We start from the raw sequence: 12,998 nt of genomic DNA, 5'->3' as shown, positions 1-12,998 counted from the left end.
TAAAATCACTAACTTATATATAGTTGCTTTATCTTCTGCTTTTTTTTGTTATGATGTGCGTCGCGCGCTCATAGCTCAACTGGATAGAGTACAGGTCTCCGAAGCCTGTGGCGTGGGTTCGAGTCCCGCTGGGCGCACCATTTTACTATTTCATCTCATCCGAAAAAATCTGAAAATTATTAAAAATAAATAACTTATAATATTCTGTTGTCCGATATTATCCGATGGTGTTTTAGGATACCGTAAAAATATGCCAAAAGTTATTATCAGTCTTTCTGACTCTAAAATTAAATCAGTAATATCAACGCATAAAAAATCGTTGGATAGAAATATCAAGCTATCGGATGGTGGTAGTCTTTATTTACTTCTAGATAAAAAAGATGGCGTATATTGGCGTTTTGATTATGTTAGACCTATAACAAAGAAAAGAGCCACTATAGCTATTGGAGTCTATCCAGCTTATTCATTAGCGAAAGCTCGTTCGAAAAGAAATGAATTCAGAGAACAACTTACTCAGAATCTTGATCCTCAATTTTAAGTGCAAGAACTGGTTTTGTTGTAGGGAGTGGTTTCACTAATATGGTTAGTGTTGCACATAACTTAATACAGCATCATCCTGAATATATCAAACACTTTATGCTTCCTTTAAAAGTAACTGGTAAGCCAAATCTATGAGTAGAAAGAGATAAGTCTGGTAGGTGGATAGAGCGGTATAGAAAATATAAAGAACAGTCAGAATCGTTAAAAATCTATAAGCATGATCTGAGTGAACTCATAGAGTTTTTAGTGCCTGAATTTGAAGGGAAATTGATCGATTGGGGAATGGGTAAATTTGGGTGAAAATCTTGGGCTTCAATTTTTTTAATGGCTAGATTTCATTAGGGATTTTGGGTGAGTTCAATTGCCGCCACCAAACATAAAAAACATGTTTAAATTAGCTATGTCTTTAAAAAAGCCCTATCAATCAAACTCAATGAATAAAGATAAATACTAAGAAATTCAATACTTCTTTTTTATCATTCTCTTGAATAGCTTTACATCGTATATTGTCAGTATCTAACACACTACTATGAAAATGTATTAAGGGAAATAAGTGGAATTAAAACAGCTAAAATACTTTATTACAATTGTAGAGTCTGGGAGTCTAGGTAAGGCTGCTCAGAAACTAGATGTTGGAACATCTGCATTAAGTCAGCAAATTTCAAAATTAGAAGATGAATTATGCACTCGTTTGTTAAGCCGTACTTCTAGCGGAGTTACACCTACGCCAGCAGGTTTAGCTTTTTTTAAACAAGCGCAATTATCTTTACGTCACGTACAGTATGCAATTGAAGCAGCACATTCCTCTCGTCTGACAGGTCATGTCAGTGTGGGCTTTTCACCAAGTATTGCATCTGTACTCGGCATACCATTTATGCAACTTATGTCTGAACGGTATCCGGATATCAAAATCCATTTAGTTGAAAGCTTATCTGGGAATCTCACGAACCTTGTGAATTCAAGGCAACTTGATATCGCTATTATTTTTACCCAAGATGTAGATGCTAATTGGTCTGTTCAACCTTTATTGAAAGAACAAATGTTTTTGATGGCTAATAGGGCCTTGTTACTCCAATATAATTTTGAAGATTGTATTCAAAATGGTCAAATTGATTTAGAGAGGGTGAACCGTTTACCGTTAGTTTTGCCTAGCCAAAGACATGGTCTACGTAAATTTTTAGATCAAAAGGTTGAATTATTAGATGTGGACTATGAAATTGATGGGCTACATTTATTAATGAACTGTGTTAGTAACTTAAATGTGGCCACAATTCAGCCTGTGAGTGCCCACTTTGATTATCTTAAATCTGATATTTGTTTGTTAAAAGTCGTTGAACCAGAGCTCGATAGGATCAACTATTTAATCAGTATTTCAGAAGAAGAACTGTCTCCTGCAAGTCTTGCTACTAAAGTTGCGATAAAAAGTTGTGTTAAAGATCTAATAAATAAGGGTTTATGGCCTAGTGCCGAGCTATTAGACTTTTAGCCTATTTAATTTTATTAAATACCTATTTAAATTCAGCCTATCACGCACATACCTACTTTTAGTCTTAAATTGCATCAAATTCGAAAGGGAAGACATCGAATGCATGATGTAATTGTGATTGGCGGTGGGAATGCCGCATTATGTGCAGCACTCACTGCACGAGAAGCGGGTGCTTCAGTATTACTTTTGGAGGCAGCTCCCAAAGAATGGCGAGGTGGAAACTCACAGCACACACGTAATTTACGTTGTATGCATGATGCGCCTCAGGATGTGCTGATCGATGCCTATCCTGAAGAAGAATACTGGCAAGATTTATTAAAAGTTACTGCTGGTAAAACCAATGAGCATTTGGCTCGTCTTGTTATTCGTTCGACTGCAACCTGCCGTGACTGGATGCGTAAGCATGGTGTAAATTTTCAACCTCCTTTATCTGGTGCTCTGCATGTAGCACGAACTAATGCTTTCTTTATGGGGGGTGGAAAGGCCCTCGTCAATGCTTATTTCAGAAGTGCTCAAAACCTTGGGGTTGAGATTCGTTATAACACCAAAATTACTGAACTGATTATTGAAGATGGTGTGTTTAAGGCTGTCGTGACGGAAGATGGCACACGTTTAGAAGGGGCTTCCTGTGTGCTTGCAGCGGGTGGATTTGAATCCAACCGTGAATGGTTACGTGAAGCTTGGGGGCAAAATGAAAATGGCGAATGGCCTGCAGATAATTTCATTATTCGTGGTACCCGCTTTAATCAAGGCAATTTGTTAAAGTTTATGATCGATCAAGGTGCCGATATTATCGGCGATCCATCACAGTCGCACTGTGTCGCTGTTGATGCACGTGCTCCACTTTATGATGGTGGTATTTGTACTCGTATCGACTGCGTATCTTTAGGCATTGTAGTAAATAAAAATGCTGAACGTTTCTATGATGAGGGTGAGGATTTCTGGCCGAAACGCTATGCCATCTGGGGTCGTCTAGTCGCAAAACAACCTAACCAAATTGCTTACTCAATTATCGATTCCAAATCTGTCGGTCGTTTTATGCCACCAGTATTTGAAGGCACAAAAGCGAACACGATTGAAGAGCTAGCACAAAAACTTAATTTAGATGTAGAGACTTTCTCTAAAACGGTAACTGACTATAACAATGCCTGTGTTAAAGGTGAGTTCAATCATACCGTACTCGATAACTGTTATACCGAGAATCTGACTCCGTCTAAAACCCACTGGGCTGTCGCTTTAGACAAGCCGCCGTTCTATGCCTACGCATTACGTCCTGGTATTACTTTCACTTATTTAGGGTTGAAAGTCGAAGATGATGCTGCAGTTCGTTTTAATAACAAACCAAGTCCAAATTTGTATGTGGCTGGTGAAATGATGGCAGGTAATGTTTTGGGGCAAGGTTATACCGCAGGAGTGGGCATGTCGATTGGAACCACCTTTGGACGTATTGCCGGCAAAAATGCTGCTAAAGCTGCATTCAAGCAGGGAGCTTAAAAATGAATTCCAGTGTAAAAACTATGATTCCTGTCGTGCAGCTGACAGATAATGAAGAGCAAGTTAAACAGGCTTTACAGATTTGTAATGCGTGTCGTTACTGTGAAACTTTCTGTGCCGTATTCCCGGCAATGACCAAACGTCTTGAATTTACTCAAGCTGATATTCATTACATGGCAAATCTATGCCATAACTGTGGTGCCTGTTTACATGCCTGCCAATATGCGCCACCACATGAGTTTGGCGTCAATATTCCACAAGCGATGGCACAAGTACGTTTAGAAACTTATCAGGAATTTGCAGTACCAGCTTCTTTTGGTGCAATTTATAAGAAAACGGGGATTGCTTTAGTCTCTGTGATGACTGTTATTTTCTTCCTGTTAATGCTAGCAGGGGTGTGGATGAATGGCACAGACTTATTTGGTCAATACCAAGGTAATTTCTATGCGATCTTCCCGCATAACTTCCTTGCTGTTCTATTCGGTTCAGTATTTATCACATCGATTATATTGCTTGGTCTAGGCATAGCGAAATTCTGGAAACAGACGTCTAAAATCATTCCAGAAGGTGTAGCGCAACCAGATATTCTGCAAGCTTCTAAAAATGTTCTGACACTGAAATATTTAGATGGTGGACATGGTAAGGGCTGTAATGAGGAAGATGATCGTTATACCCAGATCCGTCGTGTATTCCATCATTTCACCATGTACGGTTTTTTACTCTGTTTCCTAGCGACTAGCGTTGCAACTGCTTATCACTATTTCTTAGGTCTAGCAGCACCATATAGCTATACCAGCTTGCCAGTTATTTTAGGAACGCTTGGTGGTATTGGACTAGTAGTTGGTCCAGTCGGTCTACTGTACCTGAATATTAAACGTCATCCGTTACATGGCGATGTAAAGCAAAAGCCAATGGATCGCGGTTTTATCTTCCTGTTGCTGCTCATTAGTATTACTGGTTTGGCGTTACTCGCCTTCCGTGACAGCTCAGCGATGGCTCTATTACTGATTATCCACTTAGCAACCGTGATGACCTTCTTCCTGACTATTCCTTTTGGCAAATTCGCTCACGGTTTTTACCGTAGTGCAGCCTTACTGAAGTTTGCTGTAGAAGAACGTATTGCTAAACAGAAGGTAAAAGCAAAGTAAGCACCCAAACCACGATGAGACCATGGAGGTCGATGATGGCTATAGGTAAGATTCCTAAAATATTAAATGGATCAATTCATTATAAGGATGTAGCAATGAAAAACTTAAAATTAGTCGCAGTAGCTTGTGCCAGTTTGGCAATCGTTGGATGTGGCTCGGGCAATGCTTCTAAAGAAGCAGGTCAGCCGAAGCGACCTGAATGTATCGCTCCTGCTAAACCAGGTGGCGGGTTTGATATGACCTGTAAGTTGATTCAATCAGGCTTCAAGCAAACTGAAGTCCTGAAAGATCCGATCCGTGTAACTTATATGCCAGGCGGTGTTGGGGCGGTAGCCTATAACAAGATTGTGAACAATGATCCGGCAAATAATAATGCGGTGATCGCATTTTCTACCGGCTCACTGTTGAATTTGGCACAAGGTAAATTCGGGAGTTTCACGGAAAAAGACGTGAAATGGCTGTCTGGTGTAGCAGTAGATTATGGTCTGGTTGCAGTACATAAAGACTCACCATTAAAAACGCTAGATGATCTGATGAAAGCCCTGAAAAAAAATCCAAAAGTGATCAGCTTTGGTGGTGCGGGCAGTGTCGGTGGTCAGGACTGGATGCAAACTGCAATCTTGGCGAAAAAAGCTGGTGTGAATCCTGCTGACATGAGTTTCGTCGCACTTGAGGGTGGTGGTGAAGTTTTAACTTCACTACTTGGGCAGCATATTCAAGTAGGTGTTGGTAATGTCAGCGAAGTAGGTTCTCATCTTGAAGCAGGAAATATCCGAATCTTGGCTGTTTTCTCTGACAAACGTTTGGAAGGTAAATTCTCTCAATTGCCAACTGCGAAAGAGCAAGGCTATGACCTGGAATGGCCTGTGATCCGTGGTTTCTACATGGGACCAAAAGTAAGCGATGAAGCTTATAATTGGTGGAAGAATGCGTTCGACAAAATGATGGCTGATCAAAAATTTGATGCAGTACGTGAAAACCAAGATCTACTCCCATTTGAGTTAAGTGGTGAGGAATTGGCTAAGTACGTTTATAAGCAGACTGAGGAAATGCGTCAGTTATCGCAAGAATATAAATTATCAAAATAACAAACAGACTGAGCTGGAAAGCTGTTTCCGTTCAGTTTTTGTTTTTGAGGGTAGATGATGAAATTTGAACGTATTCTTACGGGCATCATTGCAGTCTGTGGATTATTTTTACTGATCTATGCATGTAGTTTTGAAGCTCCTATCTCCTACGATCCTGTAGGACCGAAAGCTTTTCCAATTTTGTTGATGGGTTTAATTACAGCGAGCGCGGTTTATCTGACAGTGCGTCCAGCTATTATGTTTGAACCGATTGAACTTGGTTGGACAAAGCATTTGCTCGGTAAACTCGTATTGTGTGCAATAACCTTGACCGTGTATGCAGTTATTTTTGAGTGGTTCGGCTTTATCGTTGCAACCTTACTCATGACCATTGCAGTGGGCAAACTTTTCAATGGCAAGACAATTCCAGTAGCGATTACAGGTTTGTTACTCAGTACATGTACTTACTATTTATTTGACCGTGTACTAGACGTGCCATTACCACTCGGATTCTTCGGTTAAGGATGACAACGATATGGAAGTATTAAATTTTTTAATGGTGGGATTTGAAGTTGCCTTACAGCCTCAGAATCTCCTCATTGCCTTTATCGGTGCATTTATCGGAACGATTGTAGGTTTATTGCCAGGTCTAGGCCCGATCAATGGTGTAGCGATCCTGTTACCATTTGCCTATGCACTCGGCTTACCTGTAGATAGTGCCTTAATTCTCTTGGCAGCAGTTTATTTGGGTTGTGAATACGGTGGCCGTATTTCAGCAATTCTACTGAATGTACCAGGCGATGCTGGTGCGATTATGACCACGCTAGATGGCTATCCACTCGCACAGCAAGGTAAAGCAGGCATTGCACTATCACTGTCATCAGTGAGTTCTTTTATTGGTAGTACGATAGCTTTTATTGGAATCGTGCTATTTGCGCCATTATTGGCGAAATGGGCAATTGCTTTTGGCCCAGCTGAATACTTTGCATTGATGGTCTTTGCTATTGTTTGCTTAACCGGATTAGTCAGTACGCAGCCATTTAAAACCTTGATCATGGCGCTGATGGGTCTAGGCTTATCTACGGTAGGGATGGATGCTATTACTGGTGTATATCGCTTTACTTTTAACAGTGTCGGTTTGAGTGATGGTATTGCCTTTACTACTGTAGTGATTGGTCTGTTTAGTATCAGTGAAATTCTTTTACTGTTAGAACGTACCACCATTGGTAAAGTTGTGCTTAAACAAAGTAAACGTTCGCTATTTAATATTAAAGAATTCTTCAGCGCGTTGGCGACTATTATTCGTGGTTCATTGATTGGTTTCTTCTCAGGGATTCTTCCTGGAGCGGGTGCTAGTGTTGCTAGTGCGATGGCTTATACGACTGAACGTAAGATGGCACGCGACAATAGTCAATTTGGTAAAGGTGACTTACGTGGTCTTGCAGCACCAGAAAGTGCCAACAATGCAGCAGCATGTGGTTCGTTTGTACCGATGTTAACGTTGGGTGTGCCTGGTTCAGGTACAACTGCGGTCATGATGGGTGCATTAATGATGTATAACATCACCCCAGGCCCACAACTATTTACTGAGCAGCCAACATTGGTTTGGGCACTAATTGCATCTTTGATGGTCGGTAACATTATCTTACTCGTACTCAACCTTCCATTGGTTGGTTTCTTTGCTCGTATGTTGAGTATTCCAAGTTATATTCTGATTCCAATTATCGCGACAGTTAGTTTCGTCGGTGTATATGCAATTCACAGCACCATCTTTGATTTGTTACTGTGCATGGGGTTAGGAATTGTAGGTTATGTACTCAGAAAATTTGATTTCCCATTGGCACCGCTGATTTTAGGATTTGTCTTAGGTGAACTGATGGAATCGAACTTACGTCGTGCACTTTCTATCTCTCAAGGTGAGCTAAGTATCTTGTGGAGCAGTAATATCAGCATAGGACTTTGGGTGATGTCAGCATTGTTACTGATTCTACCAATCGTACGTAAATATCTGTTCATCAAAAAAAATCAAGCTTAATTGGATAACAATAATGGTCAGCAGTTGCTGACCATTATTGTTTAGGATTATGAAAAAAATAATATCGAATGCCAAAGGATTGGCCATTGCCCTGATCGGTGCAGTTCTTGCGAAATATACCCATATTCCCTTGCCATGGCTGCTTGGGCCTTTGTTGGCTGCATTACTCATGGGCAGTATCGGACAGCCATTATCTTGTCATCCTCATTGGCGCAAAGGCGGACAGATCATTATTGGCATGGCACTTGGTCTTTATTTTACTCCAGCCTTAGTACAGGCAATTGTATCCTACTGGACTTTTATCCTGCTTGGTATTCTTTGGTCACTGGTGCTCGGTACTATGTTGGCTGTTCTGCAATATCGGATTAATGGCTTAGATTGGGCAACTGCATGGTTTTCATCTGCAATTGGCAGTGCCAGTGAAATGGTCAATATTGCTGAGCAGTACCATGCACAGGTCGATAAAGTAGTAGCTGCACATAGTTTGCGCATTGTGATTTTGGTTGTGCTTGTCCCAATTTTTATGGGACTTTATTTTCAAGCCGAATGGTCTAATCTAGTCGTACAGGACACTGAGTACTATGGATTTTTTCAGGTTTTAGTGTTTTTTTTACTGGCTTTATGTGCTGGTAAAGTTTTTCATTATTTTAATCTCCTCAATGCTTGGATTTTAGGACCATTAACGATCCTTGGTCTTCTTTCATTTTTTGGTATTTTACAATTGCGTTTTCCAGAGTGGTTTATTGCTTTGGGGCAGCTTTGCATTGGATGGTCATTAGGCAGTAAATTTCCATTCAGCTTTCTAAAAAACAGTAAAAAATTTATAGGACTAACTTTTCTATTCAACCTATTGGGATTGGCATTATCTATTATTTTTGCCTTGCTATTGATTCGCTTAAGCCATGCTGATGCCCAAATTCTGATTCTAGGGCTATCTCCCGGTGGAATTGCTGAAATGTCCTTAATGGCGAAAGCCTTAGGACTCGCTGTGCCGATTGTAGTGGCTTTTCAGCTTTCACGCCTGATTTTTGTGATTTTAACCATACGCTTTTTTTATCAACGCAGTCTTCAACTGTTTTTTAAATCTATAGATAAATCTTAGGAGATGGATCACTGATGAATAGTGAAGTATATGCACGGATTTCTTATGCAGATTGGCTCTATCAGCTGCAACATGATGGCTTGCTTTTGAAATATATCCCACATCAGGATATCAAGCTATGTACAGAAGCAGTTAAAAATAATCCCAGAGCACTTAAATATGTACATGCCCAAAATGATGAGATGTGCTTACAGGCAGTTTCCAGTTGTGGCGATACGCTCAAATATGTAAAAAATAAAACTGATGAAATCTGCCTGAAAGCTTTAGAAAATGAAGGTTTAGCAATTCGCTATATTAATAGCCCAACAGAACAGATGTTTTGGACTGCTGTGAAGCAAAATGGTTTTGCACTTAAGTTTATTAAGCATCAGAACAAATTTCTTTGTAGAACAGCAGTTTTTAATAATCCCTATGCAATTAAATATGTGCAAGATAAAACTCAGGAAATATGTCTATTAGCTGTTCGAGCTGATGGGAATACATTGCAATATATTCCTCAACCTACTGATTTAATTTGTGAAGAAGCGGTTAGATCGAAGCCAGAAGCAATCAAATATATTTATGATCCAAGTGATTATATTTTAAGACTTGCGCTTAAGAAAAAACTTTATGTTATTCGATACGTAAAAGAATGCCATGAAGGCATCTGGTTAGATGCAATCCAAAAGAATTCATCAGTCATCAAATTTCTAAAGAATAAAAATGAAAAATTAATGATTCATGCCATTCGGCAAAATCCAACTTCTATTAAATATCTAGATGAACAACCAGAACATCTTTGCAGATTAGCCATTTCTTTGGATTACGAAGCTATTGCAGCAGTGAAATACCAGACAGAAAGCCTATGTCTGTATGCACTTTCAAAATCTAGGCATGCAATTAATTTTATTAAACAAAAATATAAAAGTGAAATTGTAAAAAACAAGTATTTAGAACTGTATGGAGGATAGAGCGAAAAACTGTTTTTGAATGTCGTGGATAAAGATAGATCGAATTTTTAAAGGATTAATATGAAATTTTATAATGTAGCTTTTATGCTTTTGGGTAGTACGGTTATTTCTACAGCATATGCTGATCAAACAGTAACTACAGAAATCGAGAAATTAAAATCAGAAATTGCTGAACTCAGACAAATGTTACTGATTCAACAAATCTCTGAGACACATAGAGAGACGAAGCAGGATCAGAAACTGCCAACAGTAAATAAATGGCAGTCGAAATCTGGTGCAGAAATCAGCTTATATGGTTTTATTCGGGGGGATGTCGCTTACCAATTCGAAGGTGCTAAAGGGATGTTTAATAGCATCAATAGCGTAGCACTTGAAGGAGATCCCAATAAAAAATCTACTGAAGATCGTTTGGATTCGACATTAACAACTACCCGTATAGGCTTGGATTTTAAGGCCCCAATTCAAAATGCAGACATTGGTGGTAAAGTTGAACTCGATTTCCGTGGTGGTTCCGATAAAGATACTGTCAGATTACGTCATGTCTATATGACTTATAACAATTGGTTAATCGGGCAAACGACATCAACTTTCCTATCGACTGAAACTTCTCCTGAAATGTTGGATTTTAATACTCCACTTGGAGGAGGCACGACACGTACGCCAATGGTGCGATATACGGATAAATTAAATAATAATACACAGTATTTTGTCGCATTAGAAAAAGGTAATGATGAAAACAGATTACCTGCTGCTACAGCAAAATTGAGTCATAAATTTGCTGAAGGTGCTGGACTAGTAACCGCACGAGGACTTTTACAAGAAGTACGGGTACGTGATTTGGACGATGAGACAGAGTTAGGCTGGGGGATTGGCTTAGGGGTAAACTATAAGCCTGTTAATCAGCTGATTCTGAATGCTAATTACTCGCATGTATCAGGAGATAATAAGTTTTTATTGGCTACATCTGATAATAAACGCTATATACAGCATGGTAATAATATTGAACTAATTGATTTTGATGCATTCACATTAGGTGCAACCTATAAATTTGCTCCCCAAATTAGGAGCACTTTAGGTTACGGCTCTGTGATTTATGATGGTAACAATGCTAATGGCAATGATCATCTACAACAAGGTTGGTTAAATGTCATGTATAACCCAGTCAAACCAATTACGTTTGGTATGGAATATGTCTATGGTAAACGTGAGACAGTTGAAGGTAAGACCGGAAATGATAACCGTATAGAGATCATGGCAAAGTACGATTTCTAGATTTTCATATATTAAAAAATTAATAACAAAATAACTATAGGCTAGAGGAATTACTCCTCTAGCCTATATATTTAATACAACCTGATAGGGTTTAAATCCCTCTAGTACAGCTTCAGAAACCAATCGACAGGCAGAAGTATTTTTAGGACTGATTTCAACCAAGCTTGAAACTCTAGAAGATAAAGCCAAAGTGATTGCACAAATTGAACAGGCAGCAAATTATCTGCCACTCGCACAATTGGGTCTGTGTCTACAAAGTGGTTTTGCATCAATGGAAGAGGGCAATCGTATTTCATATGATACCCAATGGAAAAAACTAAAACTGATGAATGAGATTGCCCAGCAAATATGGCGCTAATTTTCTCGTTTAACGAAAAGATGTTGATGCTGTCCATGTGGGCAGCATCAGATGCAGTTTAAGTCCATTTTGATTATAATTTAGTTTTTCCTTTTTGATCCTTTGGATCACTCCCAGTATGTCTCAACTTGTAACTTATTTTGCGAAAAATCAATTTTGTGTTTTGGTGGAATATCTGTGCACTCAAAAAGAGATTCTGCCCGTACGTCATACATTTGCAGGTTATCCGGCATTAATGACCTTAGCGGATCGGGTGCATGCAGATGATGATTTAGCACCGATTTTGGCGGCAAAGGCTTATCCGAAAGACATTGAAAAAGTCTTACACTTTGCAGGAAAAGGTCGAGATATTGCGGACTTTGAACAATTTTTAAAACGTGCGAAAACGCTAGGACAGCAGAATTTACTCTTGCTTACAGGCGATAAACTCAAATCGCATCAAAATGGCGAGGGTATACTGCCTCGTACCCGTTATTTAGAATCCGTGAATGCTGTGGTGGCTGCGAAACAGGAAGAGGGCTTTTGTATTGGCGTGGCATTTAATCCTTTTAAATATGCCGAAGCGGAACGTGATGCACAATATTTAAAACTGCATAAAAAAATTAAAGCAGGCACTGACTATATTATTACTCAATTGGGCTATGACTTAAGTGCATTAAAACAAGCGAAAGCCTTTTTAAACGAACATGCGTATACGCAAAAAATCCTGGCGTGTGTGATGCCACTGACGTTTGGTCGTGCGAATTTCATGTTGAAGCAGCAAGTGGCAGGCATTGTCATTACCCCGCATATTTTCAACCTATTACAAGAAGAAAAAGCGGCAGGATTGACGGATCGTGTTTATGAGCGTTGTGCGTTGCAGATTCTGATCTGTCAGCATTTGGGCTTTGCAGGCATTCATTTATCAGCGTGTCATCAACCTGAAGAACAAATGCGTTTAGAGGGTTATATTGAACAGTATCGCCATCTTAATTTAAGCGAACTTGAACAGCGTTGGAATACACTGTGGCAGGTCAAAACAGGGCAAGAATTTTATCCTGAGTTGACCTCATATTCACGCCTTGCGAGTAAACGTGACATTTTAAAATATCAGCATTTACATCTGATGCATGATGTCATTTTTGATTCCAGAGTGGGTAAAGGCGTGGGGCGTTTTATTTTTCAATCCAAATTTTGGCAAGGAAAAGCGGCTGCACAAGCATTACTCAAAACAGAATTTATCAGTAAACATGCTGTACTTGGCTGTGAAAGTTGTGGTCAATGCCGTTTGGGCGATACGCTATACATCTGTCCAGAAACCTGTCCGAAAGGTTTGGCCAATGGACCCTGTGGTGGTACGAGTTTAGACCGCTGTGAATTTGGTGATCGTGAATGTATTCACTCGGTTAAAGCACGCTTAGCGAAAGCAGTTCATCAAACTGACATTCTTAAAAAGAAATTGATTCCGACTGTACCCATTGATGTTCGTGGCACCAGTTCGTGGAAAAATTGGTATACCGATGCTGTGGGTTAAGTCTTAATTTTTGAAAACACAGAGACAAAAAAG

Annotated in this window: 12 protein-coding genes, 1 tRNA gene and 1 pseudogene; all 14 read left to right on the top strand. The window is 39.5% G+C overall.

Translation table 11 applies throughout. The features are described from left to right. The first annotated feature begins 64 nt into the window (after positions 1-64). The 14 genes and pseudogenes from GFH30_RS08610 to GFH30_RS08550 all read left to right on the top strand — a co-directional run bounded on the left by GFH30_RS08610 (position 65) and on the right by GFH30_RS08550 (position 12,965). Positions 65-140, top strand: a tRNA-Arg gene (locus GFH30_RS08610). A 110-nt stretch (positions 141-250) separates the two neighbouring features. Then, positions 251-538 carry an integrase arm-type DNA-binding domain-containing protein gene (locus GFH30_RS08605; RefSeq protein WP_153371841.1) on the top strand — a complete coding sequence of 96 codons (288 nt, stop codon included), beginning with the start codon at positions 251-253 and terminating at the stop codon, positions 536-538. Beyond that, a pseudogene (locus GFH30_RS13465) lies at positions 526-840 on the top strand (DUF7829 domain-containing protein); the annotation flags it as partial. The gene GFH30_RS08605 and the pseudogene GFH30_RS13465, both read left to right, overlap by 13 nt. A gap of 253 nt (positions 841-1,093) precedes the next feature. Next, positions 1,094-2,026 carry a LysR family transcriptional regulator gene (locus GFH30_RS08600; RefSeq protein WP_153371840.1) on the top strand — a complete coding sequence of 311 codons (933 nt, stop codon included), beginning with the start codon at positions 1,094-1,096 and terminating at the stop codon, positions 2,024-2,026. Between the two features lie 99 nt (positions 2,027-2,125). Continuing rightward, positions 2,126-3,520, top strand: a complete 1,395-nt coding sequence (gene tcuA / locus GFH30_RS08595) for an FAD-dependent tricarballylate dehydrogenase TcuA (protein WP_153371839.1) — start codon at positions 2,126-2,128, stop codon at positions 3,518-3,520. 2 nt (positions 3,521-3,522) lie between these two features. Then, entirely contained in the window at positions 3,523-4,668 is a 1,146-nt protein-coding gene (gene tcuB / locus GFH30_RS08590) for a tricarballylate utilization 4Fe-4S protein TcuB (protein WP_153371838.1), read from the top strand. A 35-nt stretch (positions 4,669-4,703) separates the two neighbouring features. Continuing rightward, on the top strand, positions 4,704-5,756 hold the full coding sequence (locus GFH30_RS08585; RefSeq protein ID WP_153371837.1) for a Bug family tripartite tricarboxylate transporter substrate binding protein: 1,053 nt from the start codon (positions 4,704-4,706) through the stop codon (positions 5,754-5,756). Positions 5,757-5,810: 54 nt separating this feature from the next. After that, positions 5,811-6,257, top strand: a complete 447-nt coding sequence (locus GFH30_RS08580) for a tripartite tricarboxylate transporter TctB family protein (RefSeq protein ID WP_153371836.1) — start codon at positions 5,811-5,813, stop codon at positions 6,255-6,257. Positions 6,258-6,270: 13 nt separating this feature from the next. After that, entirely contained in the window at positions 6,271-7,770 is a 1,500-nt protein-coding gene (locus tag GFH30_RS08575) for a tripartite tricarboxylate transporter permease (RefSeq protein WP_153371835.1), read from the top strand. A gap of 49 nt (positions 7,771-7,819) precedes the next feature. Continuing rightward, on the top strand, positions 7,820-8,872 hold the full coding sequence (locus GFH30_RS08570; protein WP_153371834.1) for an AbrB family transcriptional regulator: 1,053 nt from the start codon (positions 7,820-7,822) through the stop codon (positions 8,870-8,872). Between the two features lie 14 nt (positions 8,873-8,886). Further along, entirely contained in the window at positions 8,887-9,822 is a 936-nt protein-coding gene (locus GFH30_RS08565) for a DUF4116 domain-containing protein (protein WP_153371833.1), read from the top strand. Positions 9,823-9,882: 60 nt separating this feature from the next. Next, complete coding sequence (locus GFH30_RS08560; protein WP_153371832.1) at positions 9,883-11,094, top strand: DcaP family trimeric outer membrane transporter; 1,212 nt, start codon at positions 9,883-9,885, stop codon at positions 11,092-11,094. A gap of 190 nt (positions 11,095-11,284) precedes the next feature. Next, positions 11,285-11,452, top strand: coding sequence for a hypothetical protein (locus GFH30_RS08555; RefSeq protein ID WP_196779982.1), 168 nt, complete (start codon positions 11,285-11,287; stop codon positions 11,450-11,452). A gap of 118 nt (positions 11,453-11,570) precedes the next feature. Next, positions 11,571-12,965 (top strand): methylenetetrahydrofolate reductase C-terminal domain-containing protein, encoded by a 1,395-nt coding sequence (locus tag GFH30_RS08550; RefSeq protein ID WP_153371831.1) that lies wholly within the window; start codon positions 11,571-11,573, stop codon positions 12,963-12,965. Positions 12,966-12,998 lie beyond the last annotated feature (33 nt).

The sequence above is a fragment of the Acinetobacter wanghuae genome (genome assembly GCF_009557235.1).
In the GTDB taxonomy this organism is placed as follows: Bacteria; Pseudomonadota; Gammaproteobacteria; order Pseudomonadales; family Moraxellaceae; genus Acinetobacter; species Acinetobacter wanghuae.
The sequence above is the reverse complement of the archived record's forward strand: the minus strand, read 5'-3'. Positions and strand labels throughout refer to the sequence as shown.

Excerpts from the sequence above, each read along its gene's own strand:
- GFH30_RS08580 (WP_153371836.1), top strand. The coding sequence starts at position 5,811 with ATGATGAAATTTGAACGTATTCTTACGGGCATCATTGCAGTCTGTGGA.
- tcuA (WP_153371839.1), top strand. The coding sequence starts at position 2,126 with ATGCATGATGTAATTGTGATTGGCGGTGGGAATGCCGCATTATGTGCA.
- GFH30_RS08570 (WP_153371834.1), top strand. The coding sequence starts at position 7,820 with ATGAAAAAAATAATATCGAATGCCAAAGGATTGGCCATTGCCCTGATC.
- GFH30_RS08560 (WP_153371832.1), top strand. The coding sequence starts at position 9,883 with ATGAAATTTTATAATGTAGCTTTTATGCTTTTGGGTAGTACGGTTATT.
- GFH30_RS08585 (WP_153371837.1), top strand. The coding sequence starts at position 4,704 with ATGGCTATAGGTAAGATTCCTAAAATATTAAATGGATCAATTCATTAT.
- GFH30_RS08550 (WP_153371831.1), top strand. The coding sequence starts at position 11,571 with ATGTCTCAACTTGTAACTTATTTTGCGAAAAATCAATTTTGTGTTTTG.
- GFH30_RS08575 (WP_153371835.1), top strand. The coding sequence starts at position 6,271 with ATGGAAGTATTAAATTTTTTAATGGTGGGATTTGAAGTTGCCTTACAG.
- tcuB (WP_153371838.1), top strand. The coding sequence starts at position 3,523 with ATGAATTCCAGTGTAAAAACTATGATTCCTGTCGTGCAGCTGACAGAT.
- GFH30_RS08565 (WP_153371833.1), top strand. The coding sequence starts at position 8,887 with ATGAATAGTGAAGTATATGCACGGATTTCTTATGCAGATTGGCTCTAT.
- GFH30_RS08605 (WP_153371841.1), top strand. The coding sequence starts at position 251 with ATGCCAAAAGTTATTATCAGTCTTTCTGACTCTAAAATTAAATCAGTA.